The 25719-nt window shown below is 72.7% G+C and carries 26 protein-coding genes; 15 read left to right on the top strand and 11 right to left on the bottom strand.

What is annotated here, in order from left to right; all coding sequences use genetic code 11:
• Positions 1–36 precede the first annotated feature (36 nt).
• From ACFCXS_RS29225 to ACFCXS_RS29215, 3 genes are all read left to right on the top strand, one after another.
• A complete protein-coding gene (locus ACFCXS_RS29225) occupies positions 37–732 on the top strand; it encodes a TetR/AcrR family transcriptional regulator (RefSeq protein ID WP_376646336.1) in 696 nt (231 codons plus the stop codon).
• A gap of 100 nt (positions 733–832) precedes the next feature.
• Positions 833–2068 (top strand): sensor histidine kinase, encoded by a 1236-nt coding sequence (locus tag ACFCXS_RS29220; RefSeq protein WP_376646335.1) that lies wholly within the window; start codon positions 833–835, stop codon positions 2066–2068.
• The gene (locus tag ACFCXS_RS29215) at positions 2065–2730 is read left to right on the top strand and encodes a response regulator (protein ID WP_376646334.1); all 666 of its coding nucleotides are present in this window, start codon (positions 2065–2067) and stop codon (positions 2728–2730) included. The genes ACFCXS_RS29220 and ACFCXS_RS29215 overlap by 4 nt, the downstream gene beginning before the upstream one ends.
• On the opposite strand, the gene ACFCXS_RS29210 is transcribed toward ACFCXS_RS29215, so the two are convergent.
• Both ACFCXS_RS29210 and ACFCXS_RS29205 read right to left on the bottom strand, forming a co-directional pair.
• The gene (locus ACFCXS_RS29210; protein WP_376646333.1) at positions 2691–2975 is read right to left on the bottom strand and encodes a DUF6332 family protein; all 285 of its coding nucleotides are present in this window, start codon (positions 2973–2975) and stop codon (positions 2691–2693) included. The genes ACFCXS_RS29215 and ACFCXS_RS29210 overlap by 40 nt on opposite strands.
• 80 nt (positions 2976–3055) lie before the next feature.
• Positions 3056–4543, bottom strand: coding sequence for an MFS transporter (locus ACFCXS_RS29205; protein ID WP_376646332.1), 1488 nt, complete (start codon positions 4541–4543; stop codon positions 3056–3058).
• 86 nt (positions 4544–4629) lie between these two features.
• On the opposite strand from ACFCXS_RS29205, the gene ACFCXS_RS29200 reads away from it, so the two are divergent.
• Positions 4630–5025: a MarR family winged helix-turn-helix transcriptional regulator gene (locus ACFCXS_RS29200; protein WP_376646331.1), complete on the top strand. Its 396-nt coding sequence runs from the start codon at positions 4630–4632 to the stop codon at positions 5023–5025.
• A 16-nt stretch (positions 5026–5041) separates the two neighbouring features.
• On the opposite strand, the gene ACFCXS_RS29195 is transcribed toward ACFCXS_RS29200, so the two are convergent.
• The 3 genes from ACFCXS_RS29195 to ACFCXS_RS29185 form a co-directional block, all read right to left on the bottom strand.
• On the bottom strand, positions 5042–5770 hold the full coding sequence (locus ACFCXS_RS29195) for a maleylpyruvate isomerase family mycothiol-dependent enzyme (RefSeq protein WP_376646330.1): 729 nt from the start codon (positions 5768–5770) through the stop codon (positions 5042–5044).
• A 65-nt stretch (positions 5771–5835) separates the two neighbouring features.
• Entirely contained in the window at positions 5836–6714 is an 879-nt protein-coding gene (locus ACFCXS_RS29190) for an SDR family oxidoreductase (RefSeq protein ID WP_376646329.1), read from the bottom strand.
• 99 nt (positions 6715–6813) lie between these two features.
• Positions 6814–7995: an MFS transporter gene (locus tag ACFCXS_RS29185; RefSeq protein ID WP_376646328.1), complete on the bottom strand. Its 1182-nt coding sequence runs from the start codon at positions 7993–7995 to the stop codon at positions 6814–6816.
• A 141-nt stretch (positions 7996–8136) separates the two neighbouring features.
• Here ACFCXS_RS29185 and ACFCXS_RS29180 point away from each other — a divergent pair, with 141 nt between their 5' ends.
• The gene (locus tag ACFCXS_RS29180; protein WP_376646327.1) at positions 8137–9615 is read left to right on the top strand and encodes a glutamate-cysteine ligase family protein; all 1479 of its coding nucleotides are present in this window, start codon (positions 8137–8139) and stop codon (positions 9613–9615) included.
• 2 nt (positions 9616–9617) lie between these two features.
• Here the strand turns inward: ACFCXS_RS29180 and ACFCXS_RS29175 are convergent, their stop codons facing one another.
• Genes ACFCXS_RS29175 through ACFCXS_RS29165 form a run of 3 tightly spaced genes read right to left on the bottom strand, consistent with a single transcriptional unit; the run spans position 9618 to position 12308 of the window.
• Positions 9618–10727, bottom strand: coding sequence for a Gfo/Idh/MocA family protein (locus tag ACFCXS_RS29175; RefSeq protein ID WP_376646326.1), 1110 nt, complete (start codon positions 10725–10727; stop codon positions 9618–9620).
• A complete protein-coding gene (locus tag ACFCXS_RS29170) occupies positions 10697–11407 on the bottom strand; it encodes a ThuA domain-containing protein (RefSeq protein WP_376646325.1) in 711 nt (236 codons plus the stop codon). The genes ACFCXS_RS29175 and ACFCXS_RS29170 overlap by 31 nt, the downstream gene beginning before the upstream one ends.
• A 49-nt stretch (positions 11408–11456) precedes the next feature.
• Positions 11457–12308: a class I SAM-dependent methyltransferase gene (locus ACFCXS_RS29165; protein WP_376646324.1), complete on the bottom strand. Its 852-nt coding sequence runs from the start codon at positions 12306–12308 to the stop codon at positions 11457–11459.
• A 106-nt stretch (positions 12309–12414) separates the two neighbouring features.
• On the opposite strand from ACFCXS_RS29165, the gene ACFCXS_RS29160 reads away from it, so the two are divergent.
• Entirely contained in the window at positions 12415–12846 is a 432-nt protein-coding gene (locus ACFCXS_RS29160) for a helix-turn-helix domain-containing protein (RefSeq protein WP_376646323.1), read from the top strand.
• Between the two features lie 95 nt (positions 12847–12941).
• Positions 12942–14210, top strand: coding sequence for an MFS transporter (locus ACFCXS_RS29155; RefSeq protein ID WP_376646322.1), 1269 nt, complete (start codon positions 12942–12944; stop codon positions 14208–14210).
• 16 nt (positions 14211–14226) lie between these two features.
• On the opposite strand, the gene ACFCXS_RS29150 is transcribed toward ACFCXS_RS29155, so the two are convergent.
• From ACFCXS_RS29150 to ACFCXS_RS29140, 3 genes are all read right to left on the bottom strand, one after another.
• Entirely contained in the window at positions 14227–15024 is a 798-nt protein-coding gene (locus ACFCXS_RS29150) for a DeoR/GlpR family DNA-binding transcription regulator (RefSeq protein WP_376646321.1), read from the bottom strand.
• Between the two features lie 70 nt (positions 15025–15094).
• On the bottom strand, positions 15095–16069 hold the full coding sequence (gene pdxA, locus ACFCXS_RS29145) for a 4-hydroxythreonine-4-phosphate dehydrogenase PdxA (RefSeq protein WP_376646489.1): 975 nt from the start codon (positions 16067–16069) through the stop codon (positions 15095–15097).
• Between the two features lie 74 nt (positions 16070–16143).
• Positions 16144–17385: a four-carbon acid sugar kinase family protein gene (locus tag ACFCXS_RS29140; protein WP_376646320.1), complete on the bottom strand. Its 1242-nt coding sequence runs from the start codon at positions 17383–17385 to the stop codon at positions 16144–16146.
• A 218-nt stretch (positions 17386–17603) separates the two neighbouring features.
• Here ACFCXS_RS29140 and ACFCXS_RS29135 point away from each other — a divergent pair, with 218 nt between their 5' ends.
• Genes ACFCXS_RS29135 through ACFCXS_RS29100 form a run of 8 tightly spaced genes read left to right on the top strand, consistent with a single transcriptional unit; the run spans position 17604 to position 25674 of the window.
• The gene (locus tag ACFCXS_RS29135) at positions 17604–19202 is read left to right on the top strand and encodes an ABC transporter substrate-binding protein (protein ID WP_376646319.1); all 1599 of its coding nucleotides are present in this window, start codon (positions 17604–17606) and stop codon (positions 19200–19202) included.
• Positions 19203–19205: 3 nt separating this feature from the next.
• Positions 19206–20135, top strand: coding sequence for an ABC transporter permease (locus ACFCXS_RS29130; protein WP_376646318.1), 930 nt, complete (start codon positions 19206–19208; stop codon positions 20133–20135).
• A gap of 3 nt (positions 20136–20138) precedes the next feature.
• The gene (locus tag ACFCXS_RS29125; protein ID WP_376646317.1) at positions 20139–21053 is read left to right on the top strand and encodes an ABC transporter permease; all 915 of its coding nucleotides are present in this window, start codon (positions 20139–20141) and stop codon (positions 21051–21053) included.
• Positions 21050–21880, top strand: coding sequence for an ABC transporter ATP-binding protein (locus ACFCXS_RS29120; RefSeq protein WP_376646316.1), 831 nt, complete (start codon positions 21050–21052; stop codon positions 21878–21880). The genes ACFCXS_RS29125 and ACFCXS_RS29120 overlap by 4 nt, the downstream gene beginning before the upstream one ends.
• Positions 21877–22689: an ATP-binding cassette domain-containing protein gene (locus ACFCXS_RS29115; RefSeq protein WP_376646315.1), complete on the top strand. Its 813-nt coding sequence runs from the start codon at positions 21877–21879 to the stop codon at positions 22687–22689. The genes ACFCXS_RS29120 and ACFCXS_RS29115 overlap by 4 nt, the downstream gene beginning before the upstream one ends.
• Complete coding sequence (locus ACFCXS_RS29110; protein WP_376646314.1) at positions 22686–23666, top strand: aldo/keto reductase; 981 nt, start codon at positions 22686–22688, stop codon at positions 23664–23666. Before ACFCXS_RS29115 ends, ACFCXS_RS29110 begins: the two co-directional genes overlap by 4 nt.
• Positions 23667–23695: 29 nt before the next feature.
• Complete coding sequence (locus tag ACFCXS_RS29105) at positions 23696–24490, top strand: HpcH/HpaI aldolase/citrate lyase family protein (protein WP_376646313.1); 795 nt, start codon at positions 23696–23698, stop codon at positions 24488–24490.
• Positions 24487–25674: an exo-alpha-sialidase gene (locus ACFCXS_RS29100; protein WP_376646312.1), complete on the top strand. Its 1188-nt coding sequence runs from the start codon at positions 24487–24489 to the stop codon at positions 25672–25674. Before ACFCXS_RS29105 ends, ACFCXS_RS29100 begins: the two co-directional genes overlap by 4 nt.
• Positions 25675–25719: the final 45 nt, after the last annotated feature.

The raw sequence follows: 25719 nt of genomic DNA, 5'->3' as shown, positions 1-25719 counted from the left end.
TGTGCAGTGATCTGTATTCATGGGAGACTGGCGGGCATGAGCACCGCACACGGCGCCCGTGCCCGGGCCAGGATCGAAGTGACCGCGGCCATCAAGGACGAGGCCCGCAGACAGCTCGCGGCGGAGGGCGCCGCCCGGCTCTCCCTGCGGGCCGTCGCCCGTGAACTGGGCATGGTCTCCTCCGCGCTGTACCGCTACTTCCCCAGCCGTGACGACCTGCTCACCGCCCTCATCATCGACGCCTACGACTCCCTCGGCGAGAGCGCCGAGGTGGCCCACGAGGCCGCCCGCGACGCTGCCTCCGGCCCCTTCGAGCGCTGGATCGCGGTCTGCGAGGCGGTGCGGCGCTGGGCGCTGGAACATCCGCACGAGTACGCGCTCATCTACGGATCTCCCGTGCCCGGCTACACGGCCCCCGAGGTCACCGTCCCGGCCGCCGCCCGGGTCGGCCTGCTGCTCATCGGCATCACGCGCGACGCCCACCACGGCCCGGGCCTGGCCCGGCCCCCGCTGCCGGCCGGCCTCCGCCCGGAGGCCGAACGCATGACCGCCGACCTCGCCCCGGATCTCCCCCCGGAGGTCGTGACCGCACTGGTCGCGGCCTGGGCCCAGCTGTACGGACTGGTCGGCTTCGAACTGTTCGGCCAGTTCAACCGGGTGGTGGAGGACCGGGCGACGTTCTTCCGGCACGCGGCGGAGCAACTCGCCGGGGGAGTGGGGCTGGTGCCGTAGGTGTGCTGTCCCGGTGAGCGGGCGTACTTCCCGGGGAGTACGCGTGATCACCACGCGAGGGTGACGCGGCCGCGGGAGCGGGGCGTCTAGCGTGGCCGGTATGGACGAGCAGCGTGCGCGGGGCGGTCCGCCGCAGTGGTGGCGGCACGGGCCCGCGTCGCCGGACCGGTGGGAGGGGGGGTGGCCCTGGCGGTCCACGGTCCTCGTGACCGTGTTCGTCCTGGCCGGGTCGAACTTCGCCGCCCAAGGGCAGCAGGGCGAGCGGGCGGAGCTGGATCTCTTCGCACGGGCGCTGCTGCTGGTGGCCGCGGGGTCGCTGCTGTGGCGCAAGCGGTATCCGGTGGCCGTGGTGTTCGGCACGGCGGGCGCCGTCATGGTCTATCTGGGGGCCGGCTACCCCTACGGGCCGGTGCTCATCACCGTCGCCCTGGCCTGCTTCAGCGCCGTCGTCGACGGCCACCGCCGAGCGGCGTGGACCGCGATGGGCATGCTCTGGGCCGGGCACGTCCTGGTGGCGCACTGGCTCTTCAGGTGGCTGCCGCCGTCCGGGGACTCCGCCGTCTCCTGGGGAGAGGAGATCGTGGTCGCCACCTGGGTGGTGGCCATCGCGGCGGTGTCGGAGCTGTTCCGTGTCAGGCGAGAGCAGTGGGCCCGCGAACGGGCCGAGCGGGCCGAGGCCGCACGGCGGCGGGCCGACGAGGAGCGGCTGCGGATCGCGCGGGAGCTGCACGACGTCCTCGCCCACAGCATCTCCGTCATCAACGTCCAGGCGGGCGTCGGCCTCGCACTGCTCGACACCGACCCCGAGCAGGCCCGCACCGCCCTCACCACGATCAAGGACCAGAGCAAGGAGGCGCTCGGCGAGGTGCGCCAGGTGCTCGACACCCTGCGCGCCCCCGGCGCCGCGCCGCGCACCCCTGCGCCCGGCCTCGACCGGCTGCCCGAACTGGTGGAGCAGGCCGCGAGCGCCGGCCTCACAGTGGACGTCGAGGGAGAGCCGCCGCGCCTCGGGCCGGGCACGGACCTCGCCGCCTTCCGGATCGTCCAGGAGGCCCTGACCAACGTCGTACGGCACTCGGGTTCACGGTGCGCGCGTGTCCACCTCGCGCACGACGCGGGCGTCCTGCGGCTGCGCGTGGACGACGACGGACCCGCGACCGGTGACGACGCGGGCGGCAGCGGCAACGGGCTCGCCGGGATGCGGGAGCGGGCCGCCGCCCTGGGTGGCACCATCGAGGCGGGCCCGCGCCCCGACGGAGGGTTCCGGGTGCTCGCCGTGCTGCCGCTGTCGGCGTCCGCCGGCGCGTCCGCCGCACCGCAACAGGAGGACCGGTGATCCGTGTACTGCTCGCCGACGACCAGTCACTGGTGAGGGCGGGATTCCGGGCGCTGCTCGACGCACAGCCCGACATCGAGGTGGCCGCGGAGGCCGCCGACGGTGCGGAGGCCGTGCGCCGGATCCGTGAACTGCGGCCCGACGTGGTGCTGATGGACATCCGCATGCCGGAACTCGACGGCCTGGCCGCGACCCGGCAGGTCACCGCAGATCCGGACCTGGGGGACGTCAAGGTGGTCATGCTCACCACCTTCGAGCTCGACGAGTACGTCTTCGAGGCGATCCGCTCCGGCGCCTCCGGCTTCCTGGTCAAGGACACCGAGCCGGAGGAACTCCTGCGCGCCGTACGGGCGGTGGTCGCGGGCGACGCACTGCTGTCGCCGGGTGTGACGCGGCGGCTGATCTCCGAGTTCGCCTCCCGCTCCAAGGAACCGGCGGTGGCCGGCGCGCTGGACCGGCTCACCGAGCGGGAGCGCGAGGTGATGGCGTTGGTGGGGATGGGCCTGTCCAACGAGGAGATCGCCCGCCGCCTGGTGGTCAGCCCGCTCACCGCGAAGACCCACGTCAGCCGCACGATGGTGAAGCTCGGGGCCCGCGACCGGGCCCAACTGGTCGTGCTGGCCTACGAGTCGGGGCTGGTGCGGCCGGGCTGGCTGGGTTGATCCGCCCTCCGGAACCGGAGCAGCACACTGACGACCCGGGCGGCGAAGAGAACCGACGCGAGCACCAGACCGGCCCGCACCAGCAGGCGCTCCGGCGTCTGCGGCAGGTCGAAGAGCAAAGCGGGCCCGGCCATGGCCCCGAAGACCACCGCCGCCGCGAAGGCCGCACTGCACAGCGCGTACCCGATCTCGACGGTGATGGCATCCCGTTCGGCCTGACTGCGCCGTCCCCCGTGACTGGTCATACGGACGAGTCAAACAGGGGTGCGCCCGGCGGGCAAGGCAGCCCGCCGAGCGCACGGCCGGAGACGCTCCCCCGGTCGCGCTAGTCGCGTACGGCGACGCGCTCCGCCTCCTTCGGGGCGGACCTGGCGACGACGACGGACGGTCCCGCGGACTTCCTCCCCCGGCGGGGCCGCAGGCCGGTGAGGGTGATCAGCAGGCCGGCGACGGCGATGCCCGTGGCGACCATGAACCCGGGCCGGTAGCTGTCCAGGACGGCCTGCGGAGTGGGGTCCGCGGGGGCGCCGGCGGTCACCACGGCCGTGACGACGGCCAGGAAGATCGCTCCGCCGACCTGGACGGAGGTGTTGAGCAGGCCGGAGACCATGCCCTGCTCGTGGTCGTCGACGCCGTTGGTGGCCTGGATGTTGAGAGACGGGAAGACCAGGGCGCAGGCGGCGCCGATCAGCAGCATGCTCGGCAGGATCACCGCGGCGTACACCGGGTCCAGGTCGACGCGCAGGAACAGCGCGTACCCGAGAACCATGAGCGCGAAGCCCCCCGCGATCAGCCGCCGGGTGCCGAACCGGTCGACGATCGTGCCCACCATCGTCGACGACACCGCCACCAGCGCGCCCGCGGGCAGGAAGGCCAGCGCCGTGTGCAGCGCCGACCAGCCCAGCAGCGACTGCATGTAGAGCGTCGCCAGGAACTGGAAGCCGACATACGAGCCGAAGAACGCCATCGCGCCGAGCTGGGCGCGGATCTGGCTGCCGGAGCGCAGCACGCCGAGCCGGATCAACGGTCCCGCCGAGCGCCGCTCCACCAGGACGAACACCGTCAGCAGCGCGGCCGCCGCGAGGAAGGACAGCAGGGTGCGGGCCGACGCCCAACCGACCTCCGGTGCCTGGACGACAGTGAAGACCAGCAGCAGCATCGACGCGGTGCCGAGGACGGCGCCGGGGACGTCGTAGCCGTTGTGGTCCTTCTCCCGCTCGCTGCGCGGCAGCAGCTTCAGACCGGCGACGAGCGCGATCAGGGCGATGGGTGCCGGCAGCAGCATGGTCAGGCGCCAACTGGCCTCGGTGAGCAGGCCCGAGAGCACCAGGCCCATGGAGAAGCCGGTGGCCGCGCAGGTGGTGTAGATGGAGAGCGCGCGGTTGCGCAGCGGGCCCTCGGGGAACGTCGTGGTGATGATCGACAGGCCCGCGGGTGCCGTGAAGGCCGCGCTCAGGCCCTTGATGAAGCGGCTGGCGATGAGCAGCGGCCCCGAGTCCACGAGGCCTCCGAGCAGCGAGGCGAGTGCGAAGACGCCCAGCGCCACCAGGAAGACCTGCCGGCGGCCCAGCAGGTCGGCGGCGCGTCCGCCGAGGAGCAGCAGGCCGCCGTAGCCCAGGATGTAGCCGCTGACGATCCATTGCAGTGCTGAGGTCGACAGGCCGAGGTCGGCGCCGATGGACGGCAGGGCGACGCCGACCATGGACACGTCCAGGGCGTCCAGGAACATCGCGGCGCAGAGCACGAGCAGGGTGCCCCAGAGCCTTGGCGTCCAACGCCCCTCGGACGTGGGGGAGATGAGCGGAGAGGTCATACCCGGGACATTACATGCGTATGCATGGAATGCAAATGCATTTAATTCGGGTGCAACAATATCGGTTCTCTGTTACGGTGCGGCGCATGACGGCTCAGCAGGCCGAACAGGCCCTCGTGGCACAGTGGCGGGACATCCTGGCGCTGCACGCGCGTACGCAGTGCGAACTCGACCGGGCGCTGCACGGCCACGGTCTGTGCGCCAGTGACTTCGAGGTGCTCGACGTCCTCGCCGGGTGCCGGACGCCCAAGGGCACGCCGTCCTACCGCGTGCAGGAGATCTCCGAGCGGGTTCATCTGAGCCAGAGCGCGCTGTCGCGGCTGATCGCCCGGCTGGAGAAGGAGGGGCTCGTCGAGCGCGGCATGTGCCCCGAGGACCGGCGTGGCGTGAAGGTGTGTCTCACCGCCCGGGGGCGCGCGCTGCACGGCGAGGTGCTTCCCGTGCAGCGCGCGGTACTGGCGAGGATGCTCGCCGACGGCTGACCGCCCGCCGGTGGCCTCAGATCGCCGACGTCTCCCGCCACATTGTGGCGAGCGCCTGGTCACCCGTCGCGGCCGGGAGGGGAGCCCGGTTCCACAGCGCCAGGTACAACTGCCCGGCCGGGGCGGACAGTTCGCACTCGGCCTCCCCGGAGTCGTCCCGCGTGGTCACGGGCGGCTCCGGCGACAGCCGCAGCGTCCACACCGCTCCGGTGTCCTCGGTACGGATGCGCAGGACCCGTGGCTCGGGGGTGCGTACACGGCTCCTGGAACGGGCGTGGAAGCCGCGCAGCAGTTCGTCGATGCCGTCGGTCGCGAACTCGGGGGTGACGTCCGTCGGGGCCGCGCCGCGAGCGGACTCCGCGTCGACCCGGTGCACGGCCGTCTCGTGCGCCTGTCGCCGGGCCCAGAAGGCCAGCGGGGAGGGCGCGGGCAGGAAGGTGAAGCACTCCACGTCGGGCGAGGCGTCGGCCAGTGTGCCGACGAGCCGGTGGTGGCTGTCGCGGTACCAGGCGATGAGCTCCGCGCCGTCGAGGCCGGTGGGTTCCACCAGGGGGCGGCGTTCGGTGAGCCGCTCGGCGACGAAGGCGGCGGCCCAGCGGTGCACCGCGCCGGTGTGCCGCAGCAGATCGCGCACCTGCCACTCGGGACAGGTCGGCACCTTCGCGCCGGTCCCGGCCTCCTCGGCGGCCGCGGCCAGCAGCCGGCCTTCCGTCTCCAGTGCTCGAAGGAACTCGGCGGTCTCCATGGCGCCGAGTCTGCCGCATGAAGCGCTCTTCGGGCCCTGGCATTTCCGGAGGCCGGCCCCGGCGGCTACGGCAGCGGCGTCCCGCCCGTCGCGTTGACGATCTCGGCCGTGATGTACGACGCCTCCTGCGAGGCGAGGAAGACGTACGCCGGAGCCATCTCCGCGGGCTGGGCGGGCCGTCCGATGGGGGCCTGCTTGCCGAACGTCCGCGTGTCCGGCAGGGTCGCCGGGATCAACGGCGTCCACACCGGGCCCGGCGCGACCGCGTTGACGCGGACGCCCTTCTCGATCAGCATCTGCGCCAGCCCCTGCGTGAAGGTGACGATCGCGCCCTTCGTCGTCGCGTAGTCCAGCAGATGCGGACTCGGCTTGTACGCCTGCACCGACGTGGAGTTGATGATGCTGCCGCCCTCCGGAATGTGCGGCAGGGCCATCTTGCACAGCCAGAACATGCCGTACAGGTTCGTGCGCAGCACCCGGTCGAACTGCTCGGTGGTGATCGCCTCGATGCCGTCCGGCTGGGACATCTGGTACGCCGCGTTGTTCACGAGCACGTCGATCCGGCCGAACTCGTCCACCGCGCGGTCGATCAGCGCCCGGCAGTTCCCCTCCTCCCGTACGTCGCAACCGACGGGCACGGCACGCCGGCCGGCCTCCTCGACGAGCCGGGCCGTCTCGGCGGCGTCGTCCTTCTCCTCATCCAGATGGGTGAACAGCACGTCGGCACCCTCGCGGGCGAACGCCAGGGCCACAGCGCGGCCGATCCCGGAGTCGCCACCGGTGATCACGGCCTTGCGGCCCTCCAGCCTGCCGCTGCCCCGGTAGGACTCCTCACCATGGTCCGGGGGCGGGTCCATCGGCCCCGTCCAGCCCGGGTGCGGCTGGTCCTGGGAGGGAAACTCCGGGGTCGGGTGCTGCTCACCGGGGTGCTGCTGTTCGGTCACGGGTCTGCCTCCTTGTACATGGCGTACGGCCCGGTGATCACCACGGGCGTCGCCACGGGTACCCAGGATCACCGGCATCCCCCCGGCCGACTCCCCTCTTCAGCTCCCGTCCGCCCGTCGGGCGGCAGAGCCCACCAGCGCACCCACGGCCGCGGCCGCCGCCGACAGGACCGCCACACTGGTCAGCGCGGCGGGCAGGGTGAACCAGTCCGCCATGAAGCCGATCGCGGGCGGGCCGAGGAGCATGCCCCCGTAGCCCAGGGTGGAGGCCGTGGCGACGCCGCCGGGGCCCGCCAGAGCGCCCGCGCGCTCCACGGCCACGGGGAAGAGGTTCGCGAGGCCGATGCCCGTGATCGCGTAGCCGAGCAGGGCGGCCCAGAGGGAGGGGGCGAGGGAGCCGAGCAGCATGCCGGCCGCCGCGGTGGTGCCGCCGGCGACGACGGTCCGGGTCCGCCCCAGACGTTCCAGGAGCATCGTGCCGGTCAGCCGTCCCACCGTCATGGCGAGGGCGAAGCACGAGTAGCCCACGGCCGCGGCGCCCGCCGAGGCGTGCAGGTCCTGTTCGAGGTGCAGGGCGCCCCAGTCGGCCAGCGCCCCCTCGCCGTACGCGGTGCACCCCGCGATCAGGCCGAAGACCAGGACCAGTCCCCTGGTGCGGCGATCCAGGCGGCGCGGCACGTCTTCGACGGGCCGCTCCCGCTCCGGGGGCACCGGCGGCTCGTGCCGCAGGAGCGTGGGGCCCGCCGCGGCGGTCACGAGCAGGCCGGCGACCGTGAGCAGCAGCAGGTGCCGCGTGGGGGAGAGGGACCCGGCGACCAGCGCGCCCAGCCCCGCCCCGACCATGCCGCCCAGGCTGAACGCCGCGTGGAAGCTCGGCATGACCGGCCGCCGCAACGCGGCCACGAGCTCGACGGCCGCGCTGTTGAAGGCCACGTTGATCCCGCCGTACGCGGCCCCGAAGAGCAGCAGGACCAGGCCCAGTGCGAGCGCCGAATGGGTGAGCGGTGGCAGGGCGACGCCGAGGGAGAGCAGCACGGCGCAGACGACGGTGACCCGGTGGTTGCCGTAGCGGCGGCACAGCCGGCCCGTGAGGGTCATGGTGACGACCGCACCGGCGGAGACGCCGAGGAGGGCGAGGCCGAGGGTGCCGGCGGAGGCGCCGGTCTGCGCCTTGATGGCGGGGATGCGCACGACCCAGCCGGCGAAGACGAAGCCGTCGAGGGCGAAGAAGACGGTGAGGGCGATCCGGAGCCGGGTCAGGGAGCTGCTGTGGCCCGGCACGTCCTTGTGCGTTCGGGCTTTGTTTATTTGCGGCACAAACTGAGGCTAGGTGGGTGCGGGGTCGAGGACAAGGTGCGACTCTGGGACGAGACCCGTCCACCGAGGAGCGGATGCATCCGCCGAAGGAGCGCAGGAGGGCACATGGGACGTGACGTGCCGGCCCTGGTGTTCACCCGGGAGGACCGTCGTCGGTACCGCGAGAAGATGCACACCGACCTCGAGGTGCTCGCCCGGATGCTCAGCGAGTCCGGGTTCGAGAGCGAGCGCCCTCAGGTCGGACTGGAGATCGAGCTCAACCTCGTGGACGACGAGGGGCTGCCCGCGATGCGCAACACCGACGTGCTCCAGGCGATCGCCGATCCCGCCTGGTCCAGCGAGCTGGGCCGCTTCAACCTGGAGATCAACATCCCGCCGCGGCTGCTGACGACCGGCGGCCCGGGCTCCTGGGAGCAGGCGATCCGGGACGCCCTCAACCACGCCGAGGACCGTGCCGCGGCGGTGGGCGCGCACCTGATCATGGTCGGCATCCTGCCCACCCTCGGCGAGTCGGACGTCAGCGAGTCGGCGCTGTCCGGCGACCCTCGCTACCGCCTCCTCAACGAGCAGATCTTCGCGGCCCGGGGCGAGGACCTGCGGATCAAGGTCGACGGAGTGGAGCGCCTGTCGACGTACGCCGACACCATCACCCCCGAGGCCGCCTGCACCAGCACCCAGTTCCACCTCCAGGTCGACCCGAGGGAGTTCCCGCACTACTGGAACGCGGCCCAGGCCATCGCGGGCGTGCAGATCGCCCTCGCGGCGAACTCGCCCTTCCTGTTCGGCAAGGAGCTGTGGCGCGAGACCCGCGTCCCCCTGTTCGAGCAGGCCACCGACACCCGCCCCGAGGAGATCAAGGCCCAGGGCGTACGGCCCCGGGTGTGGTTCGGGGAGCGCTGGATCACCAGCGTCTTCGACCTCTTCGAGGAGAACGTGCGCTACTTCCCCGCCCTGCTGCCGCTGTGCGAGGACGAGGACCCGCAGAAGGAACTGGACAACGGAGGCGTCCCCCAGCTGGGCGAACTGACCCTGCACAACGGCACGATCTACCGCTGGAACCGGCCCATCTACGCGGTCACCGAGAGCGGCCCCCATCTGCGCATCGAGAACCGGGTCCTGCCCGCCGGCCCCACCGTGGCCGACATCATCGCCAACGGCGCCTTCTACTACGGCCTGACCCGCGCCCTGGTCGACGAGGACCGGCCGGTGTGGTCGCGGATGTCGTTCTCGGTCGCCGAGGAGAACCTGCACACCGCGGCCCGCGACGGTATCGACGCCCGCCTGTACTGGCCCGGCGTGGGCGAAGTCCCTGTCACGGAACTGGTGTTGCGGCGGCTGCTGCCCCTGGCCCACCGGGGCCTGGAGCTGACCGGCATGGACGCCGCGTGGCGCGAGCCCCTGCTCGGCATCATCGAGCAGCGTTGCGTCACGGGGCGCAACGGCGCCCTGTGGCAGGCGGAGATGGTGCACCACCTGGAGAAGGCCGGCATCTCCGACCGGCGGGAGGCACTGCGGCAGATGACCAGGACGTACATGGACTACATGCACATGAACGCCCCCGCCCACACGTGGCCCGTGGACTGACGTCACTCCTGCCGGCCGTGCCACCGCGCCGCACTCGTCAGGGGCACGGCAGCCGGCACCTTCGCGGAGGTCGTCAGTTCGATCCGGCACCCCTCGGCCGCCGAACGCAGCAGCGCCGTCATCGTCTCCAGTACGTGCAGGGCGAGGTCGCCGTTCGCGCGCGGCGGCCGCTCACCGTCGGCGGTGAGGAAGTCGAGCAGGCCGACCCCGCGGGCGCCGTCCTCGTAACCCGCCGACGCCGCAAGTGTGCGCCAGCGGGTGTCGCCGAGCGCGTGCAGACGTACCTCGCCGTCGAAGCGGTTGGGGTCGGGTACCGCGAGGGTGCCGCTCTCGCCGTGCACCTCGATCGGCGCGGCCGTGGTGGCCACGCCGTCGAAACTCGTCGTGAGCGTCGTCAGCGTCCCGTCCACGTGCTCCAGCACTCCGGAGACATGGCTGTCCACCTCGACCGGTATGCGCTCGCCGGCACGCGGGCCGGAGCCGATGACGCGCTCGGACCGCAGCCGGCCCGCCGCCCCGGTCACGGCGCGCACCGGCCCCAGCAGATGGACCAGTGACGAGAGGTAGTACGGCCCCATGTCCAGCAGCGGACCGCCGCCCGCCGTGTAGTAGAAGTCCGGGTTCGGGTGCCAGCGTTCGTGGCCCGGGGTGACCATCACGGCCGAAGCGAACTGGGGGCGCCCGACGGTGCCCGCCTCCACGGCCGCCCGCGCGGTCTGGACTCCCGTGCCCAGCACGGTGTCCGGGGCACAGCCCACACCGCTGCCCGCCTTCGCGGCGGCCTCCAGGACGGCCCGGGCGTCCTCCAGGCCCGCGGCCAGCGGCTTCTCCCCGTAGACGTGCTTGCCGTGCCGGATCGCCCCCAGGGCTATCCCGGCGTGCGCCGCCGGTGTGGTCAGGTTCAGCACCGTGTCCACGTCCGGGCTGCTCAGCAGCTCCTCGACCGTCAGGGCCCGGGCGCCGGGCAGTTCGGCGGCGGCCGCGGCCGACCGGGAGGCGTCGAGGTCGGCGACCGCGGTGATCCGCACCGTGGGATGGCCGGCGAGCGTGTCCAGATAGGCGCGGGAGATGACGCCGAGCCCTACGATCCCGACGCGGTGCGCGTCGCCCACAGCATGCCCCTCTCGACGATGGTGCGGACGTTTGGGTTCTCCAGCACGTCGACGCTGTGCCCCGGCGTCGTCACCACGATCCGCCCGGCACCCCACCGGCGGGTCCAGACCGCCGGGGAGGTGACCGGCCGGTGCCAGGGCTGCCACGGCCGGGTGGGGTGCGTGGTGGTGGCCAGGACGTCGATGAGGTCGTCGTGGAGCACCCAGTACTGCTCGGTGTCCAGCGTGAAGTCCTCGACGCCGGCGGTGATCGGGTGTGCGCGGCCGGCCTCGGTCAGGGTGATGGTGTGGGGCAGGAAGTTGTCCGCCGCCTCACCCCGCCGCTCGCACGGTTTCTTGCCGGGGTGGGTGGCGAACTGGCCGCCGACCAGGTGCAGATAGTCCGAGGAGGCGCGGAACGAGTCGGCGATGCCGCCGTGCCAGCCGGTGAAGCCGGTGCCGGCCACGACCGCGGAACTCAGCCCCGCCAGCTGGTCGCGCGAGATCTCCGACATCGTCACGCACTGCACGACCAGGTCCGTACCGGCCATCTCGGCGGCATCCGCGTAGATCCCGGTCGACTCCTCGACCCGGACCTCGTATCCGTTGCTCCGGAGAAAGGGCAGGAACAGTTCCGTGGCCTCGACCGGCTGATGGCCTTCCCAGCCGCCCCGGACCACCAGCGCTCTCTTCTGCGTCATCGATCTCACTATGCGCCGGTGGCCGGCGTTCGGAAAAGGGGGCCGGACCTCACGAAAGTTTCGCGCCGGCGGCCCGCGCCGACACCGTCCAGCAGGCGGCGGTGTAACGGACTTCCTCGCCCTGCACGAAGGGTTCGAAGGCGGGGCGGACCACCTCGACGATCTCCGCCCGGGTCCGCTCGTCGGCATCGGGCAGGACCGTGCCGAGCGGGCCGAGCCGGCTGAAGTACGTCACGAGGTCCTTCTCGGGCAGGGTGCAGACCGTGTCGACCGGGCGGATGTCGATCCCGGCCCAGCCGCTCTCCGTCAGAACACGGTGGACCCGCTCCGGGTCCGCGAACGCGAACTGGCCCGGCTCGTCCGGCCGGCGCTCGGGAAGCTCCGGCAGGAACGGGGCCGCGGCGCGCTCCGCCGTCGTCATGAACGGGTTCTCCTCGGCGCCCCGCCACACCACGCACCACAGCCCGGCCCCGTCCCGCACCGTGCTCCGGAGATTGGCGAAGGCCCGCACGGGGTCGCTGAAGAACATGACGCCGAAGCGCGAGACGACCGCGTCGAAGGCGGCCGGTTCGAACGCGTACTCCTGCGCGTCGGCCTTGACGAAGGACGCCGGTACGCCCTCGCGTTCGGCGCGTGCCCGGGCCTCCTCGATCATCGGGCCCGAGATGTCGACCCCGACGCAGTGACCGGCCCGGCGTGCGACGGCCCGGGTGAGGGCGCCGGTGCCGCAGCCGACGTCGAGCACACGCGTCGGGTGTTCGGCGGCCACGGTGTCGGTGAGCAGCTCCTCGATGGGCCTGAACATCCCGTTCAGCACCTCCTGGAGGTCCACCCAGGCGTGGCCGGCGGGCCCGTTCCAGCGTGCGGCCTGCTCGTCGTGGGACCTGCGTGCGGCGTTCATGTCGTTTCTCCCTCTGCTCGTCTTCGTCCCGCTCGTCCTCGTCCCGCTTGCCTTCGCCGGGACGGGATGACAGCGTTCTGCTTCAAGTCGACTTGAGGTCAAGACAATGACAGAACTGGACATAGCGGAAGTGGCGCACCGTGCCGGGGTTCCCGCTTCGACCCTGCGGTTCTACGAGGACAAGGGGCTGATCGCCTCGACCGGCCGGCGCGGCCTGCGGCGCCAGTACGACAGCGGGGTGCTGGAGCGGCTGGCGCTGATCGCGCTGGGGCGGACGGCCGGATTCTCGCTCGACGAGATCGCGCGGATGTTCGCGCCGGACGGGCGGCCGCGGATCGACCGGCGCGTGCTGTCGGCCAAAGCGGAGGAACTGGACCGCAGGATCCGGGAACTGGGGGCCCTGCGTGACTCCCTGCGGCATGCCGCCGCGTGCCCCGCGCCCAGCCATCTGGAGTGCCCCACCTTCCGCGGCCTGATCGACGCGGCGGCGTCCGGCGGTGTCGCGGCGCCGGGAAGGCGGCCCCCCGAGCGTCGTTGACGGGCCACCTGCGCTCTTGGTCCAAAACTGGGCCGTGCTTTGCCCGATTTCCGTCACCGCGCACCTAGGGTCTGTTGCGAACTCCGGGAGGCGCCGTGCTGAAGACCGTGAAAGGCCAGGCAGCGGGTCTGACGAAGGACCAGCGCAACGCTTTCGTGGCCGCCTATCTCGGCTGGGCGATGGACGCGTTCGACTACTTCCTGGTCGTGCTCGTCTACAGCGAGATTGCCGACGACTTCCATGTCTCCCTCACCGACATGGCCTTCCTCACGACCGCGACCCTGGTGATGCGGCCGGTCGGCGCGCTGCTCTTCGGCATGTGGGCGGACCGCCGGGGCCGCCGCGTCCCCCTCATGGTCGACGTCGTCTTCTACTCGATCGTCGGCTTCGCCTGCGCCTTCGCACCCGACTACACCGTGCTGCTGGTGCTGCGCCTGCTCTACGGCATCGGCATGGGCGGCGAGTGGGGTCTGGGCGCGGCCCTGGCCATGGAGAAGATCCCCACCGAACGGCGCGGCTTCTGGTCGGGCCTGCTGCAGAGCGGCTACTCGCTGGGGTACCTCCTGGCCGCCGTGGCGTTCTTCGTCATCGAGCCGGTCTTCGGCTGGCGCGGCCTGTTCGCGTTCAGTCTGCTGCCCGCCCTGGTCGCGCTGTGGGTGCGCAGCAGGGTGGAGGAGAGCGAGGTGTGGGAGAAGAGCGTCGCGCTCAACCGCACCCCGGCGCACCAGGTGTTCAGGAATCCCGCGGTGCTGCGGCGCTTCGTCTACCTGGTCGCGCTGATGACCGCCTTCAACTGGATGTCGCACGGCACCCAGGACATCTACCCGACCTTCGTGAAGAAGGGCCTCGACCTGTCGGCGAACACGTCGATCGCGATCGCGGTGGTCTACAACATCGGCGCGATGATCGGCGGGGTGCTGCTCGGCGCGTACTCCGAACGGCTGGGCCGCCGCCGGACGATCATGATCGCGGCAGCGGCGGGTCTGGTCGTGGTGCCGTTCTTCGTGCTGTCCACCACCGTCGGATGGCTGATGCTGTCGTCCTTCCTGATGCAGGTGTGCGTGCAGGGCGCGTGGGGCGTCATCCCGGCGCATCTGACCGAGATGAGCCCGGACGCCGTGCGGGGCTTCTACCCGGGCGTCACCTATCAGCTGGGCAATCTCATCGCCGCGCTCAACCTGCCGATCCAGGAGGCCCTCGCCGAGCGCCACGGGTACCCCTCGGCGATGGCGTGGACCATCGTGCCGACCCTGGCCGTGGTGATCCTGCTGAGCGCGCTCGGCAAGGAGGCCAAGGGGATCCGCTTCGGGAGCGGTTCGGCGGCGGCACCGAGCGGTGCGGCGACCGGCACGGCGGCGTCCTGACCGCCGCGTGCTCGTCCTACCGTTCTCCCTCTCCGACCGGTTCCGGTGTCGTCGTCACCGTTCGCACCCCGCGCGCCCGCAGCAGCTTCAGCACGTTCTCGTCGGCCGCGTCGTCCGTCACCAGCGTCCAGCCCTCGCGCAGGGCCGTCCAGGCGTGGAAGGGCCGGCGGCCCAGCTTGGCCGCGTGGGCGAGGACGTAGACGTGCTCGGCGCGGCGGGCCATCAGTTCCTTGAGGCGGGTCTGGCGCAGATCGGCCTCGCAGATGCCGAGGTCGGGGGAGATGCCGTCGGTGCCGAGGAAGACCCGGTCGAACGTCATGCGTTCCAGGGCCGCTTCGGTGAGCGGGCCGACGAATCCCTGGCTGAGCGGGCGCAGGGTGCCGCCGAGACATTCGACGTGCACCGTCTCGACGTCGGACAGCGCCTGCAGGGCGGTCAGTCCGGTGGTCGCCACGGTGAGGTCCCGGGCGGTGCGCAGTTCGTGGGCGAGCGCGCCGACCGTGGAACCGGCGTCGAGCAGCAGCGTCTCGCCGGGCCGCACCTGGTCCGCCGCCCAGCGGGCGATGGCCTGCTTGGCCTCGAAGGCCTCACCGACGCGCTGCCGCAGCGACGCCTCGGGGTGCGCGGCCAGCGCCATGGCACCGCCGTAGGTGCGGGCCAGACGGCCGTCGGTGGTGAGCTTGGCCAGGTCGCGGCGGATGGTCGAGGCCGTCACGCCGAACAGCTGCGACAGCTCCTCCACGCTCGCCAGGCCGGTGGTGGTGGCGAGGTGGACGATGCGGTCGCGCCGGGCCCGGGAGCCGATCACAGACATCGGTTCGGTGTCCTTCGGTGTCCTGAGCCAGAGGTCCTGGGCTGTGGGTGAACCTGCCGTCGGACGACGGTCAGCGGGCGGCCGGAGCGGTCGACATCTCGGCGGCCTGGCGCAGGGCCTCGACCATGCTACCGGGCTCGGCCCGGCCGGTTCCGGCGATGTCGAAGGCCGTGCCGTGGTCCACGGAGGTGCGGATCACCGGCAGTCCGACGGTGAGGTTGACCCCGGCCTCGATGCCGAGGACCTTGACGGGGCCGTGGCCCTGGTCGTGGTACATCGCGACGATGAGGTCGTAGTCGCCGCGCGAGGCCAGGTAGAACGCCGTGTCCGCGGGCAGCGGCCCGCGTGCGTCGATGCCGTCGGCGCGGACCGCCTCCAGCGCCGGGACGATCTTCGTCTCCTCCTCGCCGTAACCGAACAGGCCGTTCTCGCCGGCGTGCGGGTTGATGCCGCAGACGCCGATGACGGGTTCGGCGGTCCCGGCGCGCACCATCGCCTCGTGGCCCCGCCGCACGGTGCGCTCCACCAGGCCGGGCTCGATGCGGTTCACGGCGTCGATCAGACCGATGTGGGTGGTGACGTGGATGACCTTCACCTTCGGCGTGGACAGCATCATCGACACCTCCTCGACACCGGTGAGATGGGCGAGGAGTTCGGTGTGGCCCGGGTAGAGGTGGCCCGCGGCATGCAGGGCCTCCTTGTTGAGCGGTGCGGTGCAGATGCCGTCCACCTCGCCGCGCAGCGCGAGTTCGGCGGCGACGCGGACGTAGTGGAATGCGGCGTCGCCCGCGACGGCGGACAGCTCGCCCCAGGGCAGGTCGGCGGGGAGCAGCCCGAGGTCGATCACATGGACGCGGCCGGGCGTGAACTCCGCCTGGCCGGGGTGCTCCACGGGCACGATCTCACAGGCGGCACCGACGATCCGGGCCGCCTGGCGGAGCCGCTCGGCGTCGCCCACGACGACCGGACGGCAGTCGCGCAGAGTGTCGGGGTGCAGCAGCGCCGGCACGATGACCTCGGGCCCGATGCCCGCGCCGTCGCCCATGGTGACCGCGATGACCGGCAGCGGCCGAGTGGTGTCCGCGTTCTGGGCGGCGGTGGCGGCGGAGGGTGCTGCGTTCACGGTGCTACTCCTGTGGGGTCGGTCGGAACGGGGCCTTCGGGTGCGGAGCCCGCGGGTGCGGGGCGCAGGGCCCGGACGATGCGGCGCAGCGAGTCGGCCTCGCCGTAACTGCCGGGCCGGGTGACGACCGAGCGGCCGTCGGGTGTGACGGCGTGCACCGCGCCGTGGTGGATCTGTCCGGCCGGGCGCAGGTCGGTGATGCGCAGGACGTCCAGGACGCGGCGGGCCGTCTCGCCTCCGGTGAGGACCAGGTCGCAGTCGCGCGCCGCGTCGGCGACCGATTCGGCGAGTGCGGCGACGAGCGGGCGTGCCAGGGCGGGGCCGGCCGCGCCGGTGATGCGGACGACCGTGACGGCGGCGACCGGGGGTCTGAGCCGCCGCGGGGAGTGCAGGAGCTCGCGGGTGGGGAGCGGGACGTGCTGCGCCCCGTCCGCCAGGAGGTGCGCGACCTGTACCCGGGCGGTCGGCTCGGCGGTCCCCACGACGACCAGCAGCGGCCGGGCGGCGTGCACGGGGGCGGGGGAGGGGCCGCCGCCGGTCCCCAGGAGGCGTCCGACCGCACCCGCGAGACCGCCCGTGCCCAGCAGCCTTACGTCCGGGCCCAGTTCGAGCGATGCCGCGGCGATAGCGTCGAGGTCGGCGTCGGTCTCCGCGTCACACACCGGATGGCGTCCCTGCGCGAAACACGCACGCAAGACCTCCCGGAGTGCGCCGAACGCGCCGCGCACGGCGGGAAGCGGCACCGGGGCCGTCGGCAGGTCGCCGAGCGCGGCGGCGACCGAGCGGGGGGCCGGCCGGGTCTCGGCACGCCAGGCGGTCGTCTCGTGCAGGGGGACCCCGTCGAGGTGGACGACACCGCCCCGGACCGAGCGCCGGGCCGGCGGCAGCGCGGTGGCGATCACCACGCCCCGGGCGTCCCGGGCGTAGGCGGCGGCCTCGGCGGCGAAATTTCCCCTGAGCAGCGAGTCGACCTTCTTGAACAGCACCGTCCCGCCGACGGCCGCGAGCGTGGCGTCCCGTACCGCCCGGGCCGCGTCGGCGGCGGGCAGTTGCCGGGAGTCGAGGTCGAGCACCAGCGACTCGCCGGGCGGAGGTGGCGCGGGCGCGGGGACCGGCCCCAGCACGATCCGGCCCGGTGAACGCAGCGCCACCGCGGTCTCGGCGGCGCCGGACAGGTCGTCGGCCAGGGCGAGCACGGGGCGGACAGGACCGCCGGGGCCGGCTGCGGAGAGGAACACGGGTACCTCCTCGGGCGGCCCGGTCGGGCTGCCTCGGGACTCGATGATGACATGGCTTGCGCGAAATGCGCGAGACCCCTTGCGCACTTCGCGCAGTCGTGCCACCTTTTCCGGCGCGACACCCCTTCGTTTCTCCGCCGGCCGGCCCCCGTCCGGGCCGCGGCGGAGCCGCACGAACACCACGAGCCGGTCGCCCCCGGAACGCGAGAAGGTCGACGATGACCCCAAGCCCACACCAACCCCCGGACCGCCCCGCCCCGCGCGATCACGTCCGCCGCCGCACCCTGCTCCGCCTCGGCGCGTTCGGCGGCACCGGTCTCGCCCTCGGCCCGCTGTCCGCCTGCGCCGGACCCACCGGAGCACCCGGACCCGGCACCCTCACCCTCGGCCTGAACCGCTCGCTGGTGAGCCTGGACAACAAGCTGAACCAGTTCGACGCGGCCGTCACCGTGCAGCGCGCGATCCGCCAGGCCCTCACCCGGATCGGGCCCGGCATGCGGGTCCAGCCCGTCCTCGCCGACCGCTTCACGATGACCGGGCCGACCATCTGGAGCGTGCGGCTGCGCGAGGGCGTGCGCTACTCCGACGGCAGCCCCGTCACCGTCGAGGACGTCGCCACCGCCGTGGAGATGTACGGCAAGGTCAACGGCTCCTTCCTCCTCGGCCTCTTCCCCGAGCTGCCCACCGTCGAGAAGACCGGCGAACGCACCTTCCGGCTGCACACCGAGCGCCCGGTGACCGTCCTCGACCGGCTGATGGCCAACATCCACATCACCCCGGCCGCCGCCAACCGCCCCGAGGAACTCCAGAGCGGCGTCGGCTCCGGCCCCTACAAGGTCATCGAGGCCGACAGCGGCGCCGGCGAGTACACCCTCGCCCGCAACCCCCGCTACTGGGGCCGCCCGGCCCACGTCGACACCGTCCGCGTGCGCTTCGTGCCCGAGGAGTCCAGCCGCGTCATCGCCCTGCGCAGCGGCGAACTCGACGTCGTCGACACCCTCACCCCGGACTCCGCCGAGCAGCTCACCGGCCTGCCGGGCGTCACCGTCCAGGAGACCGCCGGCGCCCGCATCAACCAGCTCTTCTACAACTTCCGCAAGAAGCAGGGGGAGCCCCTCGCCGACCCCCGGGTCCGCCGGGCCCTCACCTACGCCGTCGACGGCGACGCCCTGATCAAGGACGTCCTCACCGACTCCGCCCAGGAGGCCCAGGGCGTCGTCCCGCTCGCCCTGGAGGGCGCGATCCGCACCGGCGGCTACACCTACGACCCGGGCCGGGCGAGGTCCCAGCTGAAGTCGCTGGGCGTCGAAGGGCTGCGGATCCGCATCATCTGGGAGTCGGGCGAGTTCGCCGCCGACAGCTCCGTCATGGAGGCCGTCGCCGACATGTTCCGGGACATCGGCGTCCGCGCCTCCCTGCTCCAGTTCGAACCGGGCGGCGACATCCTCAAGTGGCGGCAGGGCCGCGGCGGCGACTGGGACGTCATCGGCAACGGCTTCCCCGGCACCACCGGCCAGGCCCTCACCTCCCTGCAGGGCATGTACGGCGGCACCCCCGAGCGCGAACGCACCCGCGACACCTACATGGGCTACGTCGTCCCGGACGTCCAGCGCCGCCTGGAGGACGCCGCCACCGAGACCGACGCCGCCGCGCGCGACCGCAAGCTCTCCGCCGCACAGCACACCATCTGGAACACCTGGCCCAGCCTGTGGGCCTTCGCACCCAAGACGATGCTCGCCCATCGCGACCGCGTGCACGGCCTGGGCCTGCTCAAGCTCAACTCCTACGACCTGTCCGCCGTACGGCTGGAGGGCTGAGCCGTGGCCACCTACCTCGCCCGCCGCATCGGCCAGAGCCTGCTGGCCGTCTTCCTCACGCTCACCACGGTCTTCCTGCTGCTGCGCCTCGCCCCCGGCGACCCGGCCGCCGCCTACGCCGCCCCCAGCGCCACCGCCGCCGATCTGGCGCGCATCCGTGCCCGGTTCGGACTCGACGAACCGCTGATCAACCAGTACGGGATCTTCCTCAAGGACCTGTGCACCGGGAACCTCGGCACCAGCTACTCCTTCCACGCCTCCGCGTTCGACGTCGTCATGGACCGGCTGCCGTACACCATCACCCTCGCCGTCTGCGCGATCGCGCTCACCACCGTCGTCGCCGTGCCGCTCGGCGTGTGGATGGCCCGGCGCGCCGACACCAAACGGGAGCTGGGCGCCAACGTCCTGACGATCACCGGCCAGTCGATGCCGGACTTCTGGACCGGCGTGATGCTGCTGACCGTCTTCGCCGTGCTCCTCCCCGTCCTGCCCGCCTCGGGATTCACCTCCTGGAGCGGACTGATCCTGCCCACCGTGACCGTGGCCGTCCTCCAGCTCGCCCTGATCTCACGCCTAGTGCGCCGCGAGATGACCACCGCCCTCGCCGCCCCCTACACCACCGTCGCCCGCTCCCGAGGCGTCTCCGAGCGCGCCCTGACCTGGAATTACGGCCTGCGCAACTCCGCGGTGCCGCTCGTCACCGCCCTCGGTACCCGGTTCGCGGCCCTGCTCAACGGAGTCGTGGTGGTCGAGGTCGTCTTCGGCTGGCCGGGCGTCGGCTCCCTCGTCGTCCGCGCGCTGGAGACCCGCGACTACCCCCTCATCCAGGCCACCGTCCTCGTGACGGCCACCCTCGCGATCCTCGTCCAGCTCCTCGTCGACCTCGCCTACCCGCTGTTCGATCCGCGCGTACGACTCGGAAAGGCGGCCTGAGCCATGGCCGGTGTCATCTCCACCCCGGTCGACGGTGCCGAGCGGCCCAGCGCCGTCACCGCACGCGACCTCGCCCGGGCCACCGCGACCCGGCAGCGGCGCGGCGCCCGCTTCAAGATCTGGGCCGGGTCGGTGTGCACGGCCCTGGTGGTCCTGCCCGTGGCCCTGGCCGGCCTGCTGCCCCTGCCGGACGCCAACGCGCAGGACCTGTCCGAGCGCAGGCTGCCGCCGCTCACCGGCGGGCACCTGCTCGGCACCGACCAGCTCGGCCGCGACCTGCTGTCGCGGATCCTGCACGGCGGCCAGGTCTCCCTGTCGGTCGGCGTCCTCGCGGTCCTGGTGTCCGGGCTGATCGGCATCGTCGCCGGGTCCGCCGCGGGGTTCTTCGGCGGCTGGGTCGACGCGCTCGTCTCCCGTTTCCTGGAGGCCCAGCTCGCCCTGCCCCTGCTGATGATGCTGCTGCTCGTCGTCGCCCTCTTCGGGCCGTCCGTCACCGTCATCACCTGCGTGATCGCCGTCGCCCAGTGGCCCGAGGTGGCACGGCTGACCCGCTCCCTCGTCCTGGTCGAACGCGAGAAACCGTACGTCGCCGCCGCGCGCGTCCTGGGCCTGCGCGGCTGGTCGATCCTCACCCGGCACGTCGTGCCCAACGTCGTACGGCCGGTGAGCCTCGTCGTGCTGCTCCTGCTGGCGCAGGCCGTGCTGCTGGAGAGCGCGCTGAGCTTCCTCGGGGCCGGGCCGCAGCGGCCGTTCGCCACCTGGGGCCGGATCATCTCCGACGGCCAGGCCTACATCACCACCTCCTGGTGGCTGGTCACCCTGCCCGGCCTGGTCATCGCCGTCCTCGTGGTCGGGGTCAACCTGCTGGGCGACGGGCTGCGGGACCGCACCCGCCGCAGGAAGGGAGCACGCGCATGACACCGCTGCTGGACGTCCGCGACCTGCAGATCGAACTCATCACCGCGCACGGCGTCGTCCGGGCCGTCGACGGCGTGAGCTTCACCGTCGCACGCGGCGAGACCGTGACCCTCATCGGCGAGTCGGGCTCCGGCAAGTCGACCACCGCGATGGGCGTGCTGCGCCTGCTGCCCGACGGCCTCGCCGTGCTGTCGGGCAGCGTCCGCATCGGCGGCCGGGACGTCGTCACCGACCCCGGCGCGGCCCGCTCGGTGCGCGGACGGACCGTGTCCCTGATCCCGCAGGACCCCATGACCGCCCTCAGCCCCGTCCACACCGTCGGACGGCAACTCGGCGACGCGCTGCGCCTGCGGCACCCCGGACTCTCCCGGGCGCAGGCCCGCGAGAAGGGCGTCGACCTGCTCGGGCAGGTGCGCATCAGCCGCCCCGAGACGCGCTGGACGTCCTACCCGCACCAGTTCTCCGGCGGCATGCTGCAACGCATCCTCATCGCCATCGCGCTGGCCGGCGACCCGGAACTCCTCGTCGCCGACGAGCCCACCTCGGCCCTGGACGCGACCGTGCAGGCCGGTGTCCTCGACCTGCTGATGGAGCTCCAGGAACGGACCGGCATCGGCATGCTGATGATCACCCACGACCTGGGCGTGGCCCGGCTGGTCTCCGACCGCATCCACGTCATGAAGGACGGCCGCTTCGTCGAGTCCGGCCCGGCCGAGCAGATCGTCGAGCGGCCGGCCGAGCCGTACACGCGTGACCTTCTCGCCGCCGTCCCCCGCCTGGGCGCCTGGGACGAGGACGCAACCGCCGTAGAGGGAGCCACCCCATGACGCTGTTGTCCGTCGAGGACCTCGTCGTCGAGTACCCGACGCCGAACGGTCCCTTCCGCGCCGTCGACCAGGTCGGCTTCCGGCTCGGCAAGGGCGGATCGCTCGCGGTCGTCGGCGAGTCCGGCTGCGGCAAGTCGACCCTGGCACGGGCCCTGGTCCGGCTGCTCACCCCGCGGTCGGGCCGCATCGTCCTGGACGGCACGGACATCGCCGCCCTGCCCGAGCGCAAGCTGCGGCCGCTGCGCCGCCGGGTGCAGATGGTCTTCCAGGACCCCTACGGCTCCCTGGACCCGCATCTCACCGCCCAGCAGATCGTCGCCGAGCCCCTGCGCGTCGCCGGAGTGTCCGACCGCGCCGAACGAGCCCGCCGGGCAGCGGAGTTGCTCGACCAGGTCGGCCTGCCCCCGTCGGCGCTGGAGCGCCGCCCGGCCGACTTCTCCGGCGGCCAGCGCCAGCGCATCGGCATCGCCCGCGCGCTCGCCTCCCGCCCCGACCTGCTCGTGTGCGACGAGGCGACCTCGGCGCTCGACGTCTCGGTGCAGGCCCAAGTGCTCGCCCTGTTGCGGGAGTTGCAGGCCGAGACCGGCATCGCCTACCTCGTGATCGCGCACAACCTGGGCGTGGTGCGCGAGATGAGCACCGACGTCGTGGTCATGCGGGCCGGCCGCGTCGTCGAGGCCGGGCCGACCGAGACCGTCCTGGCGGCGCCCGCCGACCCCTACACCCGTGCCCTGCGCCGCGCTGCCCTCGACCCGACCGCCATCCACGGTGTGAAGCCCCGCCGTGTACTGGAAGGAAGCTCCTCGTGACCACCGGCATCACCCTGCCGCACACCACCGTGCCGCTCTCCCGGCTGGTGCTCGGCACCATGACCTTCGGCGACACCGTCGACCGAGAGGGAGCGGCGGCCATGCTGGACGCCGCGCTGGACGCCGGCATCACCGGCGTCGACACCGCCAACGGCTACGCGGGCGGTGACAGCGAGCGGCTGCTCGGGGAGCTGCTGCCCGGCCGCCGCGACCGCATCGTGCTGGCCACCAAGGCCGGCATCCCGCACCCCGACCAGGGCGACCACGCGCCCCTGTCACCCGCGGGCCTGCGCGCCGCCCTCGACGGCAGCCTCAAGCGCCTCGGGGCCGACCACGTCGACCTCTTCTACCTGCACCAGCCGGACCGCTCGACGCCGCTCGCCGAAACCCTCGCCACCGTGGCCGAGTTCGCCGCCGAGGGGAGGATCGGCGCCCTCGGCGTCTCCAACTTCGCGGCCTGGCAGATCTCCGAACTCGTCCGCACCGCCGACGAGGTGGGCGCCCCGCGCCCCGTGATCGCCCAGCAGCTGCACAACCTCCTGGCCCGCCGCGTCGAGGAGGAGTACGTCGAGTACGCGGCGGTCACCGGCCTGCGCACCATGGTCTACAACCCGCTCGGCGGTGGCCTGCTGACCGGCCGCCACCACTTCGGGCAGGACCCCGGCGCGGGACGCTTCGGTGACTCCCGGCTCGCCGCCATGTACCGGCAGCGGTACTGGGACGAACGGCTCTTCACCGCCGTGGAGGAACTGACCGCCGTGGCCGGGCAGGCGGGCCTGCCGCTCACCGAACTCGCCCTGCGCTGGCTGCTGGACCGCCCCTCGACCGACGCGCTGCTCCTCGGCGGCTCCCGGCCGGAGCACCTGCTCGCCAACATCGGCGCCGCCGCGGCAGGACCGCTCCCCGCCGACGTCACCGCGGCCTGCGACGAGATCGGCGCCCGGCTGCGCGGCCCGATGCCCGCCTACAACCGCTGACCACCCCCCACGTCCAAGGAGACCGCCCCATGTCCGACGCCCCCGGCACACCCGCCGCCTTCGCCGCCGCCCTGCGCGCCCGCGAGCAGCTCATCGGCTACTGGTCCGTCCTCGACTCGCCGGTCTCCACCGAACGCCTCGCCCGTCTCGGCTACGACTACGTCGCCCTCGACGCGCAGCACGGCCTCATGGAGTACGCGGGTGTGCTGCGCTCCCTCACCGCCATCGACACCAAGGGCTCGACCGCGGTCGGCCTGGTCCGCGTCGAGGCCAACGACCCGTCCCCGATCGGCAAGGCACTCGACGCGGGTGCCGCCGGTGTCATCGTCCCGCTGATCGACTCGGCCCAGGACGCGGCAGACGCGGTGGCGGCGGTGCGCTACCCGCCCCTGGGCCGCCGCAGCTACGGACCGATGCGCTCCGGGCTGCGCATCGGTCCCGACCCGGCCGCCGCCCACACCCGCACCGTCGTCCTCGCCATGATCGAGACCGCCGAGGGTCTGGCCGACGTCGAGGCCATCTGCGCCACCGACGGCCTGGACGGTGTCTACGTCGGCCCCTCGGACCTGCGCCTCGCGCTCGGCGGAGCCACCTCCACGGATCCGGCCGTCGCCGACGAGTTCGAAGCCGCGCTCGCCACCGTCCGCACGGCCGCGGCCAGGGTCGGCATCGCCGCCGGCATCCACACGGCGGACGGCACGGCCGCCGCCAAACGCCTGGCCGAGGGCTTCACCTTCGCCACCGTCGCCTGCGACCTCGTCCACCTGGAACAAGCGGCCGCCGGCCATCTCAGCGCCGCCCGCCAGGCGGGTGAGGCCCGATGACCACCCCCGACGGCACCCTGCGCCCCCACCACACCGAGCCGGGCCGCGCCGAGACCCACCTCGCCGCCCCCGCCGTGCAGAACCACGCCGCCAGCCTCACCGTCCTGCCCGGCGGCGACCTGGGGTGCGTCTGGTTCGGCGGGACCCAGGAGGGCGTCGCCGACATCTCGGTGTGGTTCTCCCGTCTCGCCCCCGGCGCGGACACCTGGTCCGAGCCGGTCCGGCTCTCCGCCGACGACACCCGCTCCGAGCAGAACCCCCTCCTCTTCCCCGCCCCCTCGGGCGAACTCTGGCTCCTGCACACCGCACAGCGCGCCGGACACCAGGACACCGCCGAGGTCCGGCTGCGCGTCAGCCAGGACGGCGGCGCCACCTGGGGCCCGGCCCGCGTGCTGTTCCCGGCCGGCGAGCAGGGCGGCGTGTTCGTGCGCCAGCCGATCGTCCGGGTCCTCGGCGGCGAACGGCTCCTGCTGCCCGTCTTCCGCTGTGTCGCCGCACCCGGCACGACCTGGTCGGGCGACCGGGACACCAGCTCCGTCATGCTCAGCGACGACGGCGGACACACCTGGCGCGAGCGCCCCGTCCCGGGCAGCACCGGCCTGGTCCACATGAACGTCGGCCCGCGGCCCGGCGGTTCGCTCCTGGCCCTCTTCCGCAGCCGCCGCGCCGACGCGGTGCACAGCAGCGTGTCGTACGACGACGGCGAGACCTGGTCCCGGCCACGCCCCCTGGACCTGCCGAACAACAACTCCTCGATCCAGTACACCGGGCTGGCCGACGGCCGCCTCGCCCTGGTCTACAACCACAGCAGCGCGGCCGACGCCGTGGCCCGCAGGGTCTCCCTGTACGACGAGATCGACGACGAGGGCGTGACCGGGACCGCCGGGGCGACCTCCGGAGCGGCCCCCACCGGCGACGCGTTCTGGGGCGCCCCCCGCGCCCCGCTCTCCCTGGCCCTGTCCTCGGACGACGGCCGTACCTGGCCGCTCCGCCACGATCTCGAAACCGGCGACGGCCACTGCCTCACCAACAACTCCCGCGACGGCCTCAACCGTGAACTGTCCTACCCCTCACTCGCCCAGACCCCGGACGGCGCCCTCCACATCGCCTACACCCACCACCGGCGCACCATCAAACACATCCGCCTGGACGGTGATTGGCTGAAGAGGGAGTTCCCCGCCTGATCATCGACGGGCCGGGTGGGAAAAACGTTCCACACCCGGCCACGC

This window comes from Streptomyces sp. NPDC056373, assembly GCF_042262425.1.
GTDB lineage: Bacteria > Actinomycetota > Actinomycetes > Streptomycetales > Streptomycetaceae > Streptomyces.
Note: the sequence above shows the minus strand (reverse complement) of the source record. Positions and strands in the feature narration are given on the sequence as shown.

Coding starts and splice junctions, on each gene's coding strand:
- ACFCXS_RS29225 (WP_376646336.1), top strand. CDS start 37: ATGAGCACCGCACACGGCGCCCGTGCCCGGGCCAGGATCGAAGTGACC.
- ACFCXS_RS29220 (WP_376646335.1), top strand. CDS start 833: ATGGACGAGCAGCGTGCGCGGGGCGGTCCGCCGCAGTGGTGGCGGCAC.
- ACFCXS_RS29210 (WP_376646333.1), bottom strand. CDS start 2,975: ATGACCAGTCACGGGGGACGGCGCAGTCAGGCCGAACGGGATGCCATC.
- ACFCXS_RS29205 (WP_376646332.1), bottom strand. CDS start 4,543: ATGACCTCTCCGCTCATCTCCCCCACGTCCGAGGGGCGTTGGACGCCA.
- ACFCXS_RS29200 (WP_376646331.1), top strand. CDS start 4,630: ATGACGGCTCAGCAGGCCGAACAGGCCCTCGTGGCACAGTGGCGGGAC.
- ACFCXS_RS29195 (WP_376646330.1), bottom strand. CDS start 5,770: ATGGAGACCGCCGAGTTCCTTCGAGCACTGGAGACGGAAGGCCGGCTG.
- ACFCXS_RS29180 (WP_376646327.1), top strand. CDS start 8,137: ATGGGACGTGACGTGCCGGCCCTGGTGTTCACCCGGGAGGACCGTCGT.
- ACFCXS_RS29170 (WP_376646325.1), bottom strand. CDS start 11,407: ATGACGCAGAAGAGAGCGCTGGTGGTCCGGGGCGGCTGGGAAGGCCAT.
- ACFCXS_RS29165 (WP_376646324.1), bottom strand. CDS start 12,308: ATGAACGCCGCACGCAGGTCCCACGACGAGCAGGCCGCACGCTGGAAC.
- ACFCXS_RS29160 (WP_376646323.1), top strand. CDS start 12,415: ATGACAGAACTGGACATAGCGGAAGTGGCGCACCGTGCCGGGGTTCCC.
- ACFCXS_RS29150 (WP_376646321.1), bottom strand. CDS start 15,024: ATGTCTGTGATCGGCTCCCGGGCCCGGCGCGACCGCATCGTCCACCTC.
- pdxA (WP_376646489.1), bottom strand. CDS start 16,069: ATGGGCGACGGCGCGGGCATCGGGCCCGAGGTCATCGTGCCGGCGCTG.
- ACFCXS_RS29135 (WP_376646319.1), top strand. CDS start 17,604: ATGACCCCAAGCCCACACCAACCCCCGGACCGCCCCGCCCCGCGCGAT.
- ACFCXS_RS29125 (WP_376646317.1), top strand. CDS start 20,139: ATGGCCGGTGTCATCTCCACCCCGGTCGACGGTGCCGAGCGGCCCAGC.
- ACFCXS_RS29120 (WP_376646316.1), top strand. CDS start 21,050: ATGACACCGCTGCTGGACGTCCGCGACCTGCAGATCGAACTCATCACC.
- ACFCXS_RS29115 (WP_376646315.1), top strand. CDS start 21,877: ATGACGCTGTTGTCCGTCGAGGACCTCGTCGTCGAGTACCCGACGCCG.
- ACFCXS_RS29105 (WP_376646313.1), top strand. CDS start 23,696: ATGTCCGACGCCCCCGGCACACCCGCCGCCTTCGCCGCCGCCCTGCGC.
- ACFCXS_RS29100 (WP_376646312.1), top strand. CDS start 24,487: ATGACCACCCCCGACGGCACCCTGCGCCCCCACCACACCGAGCCGGGC.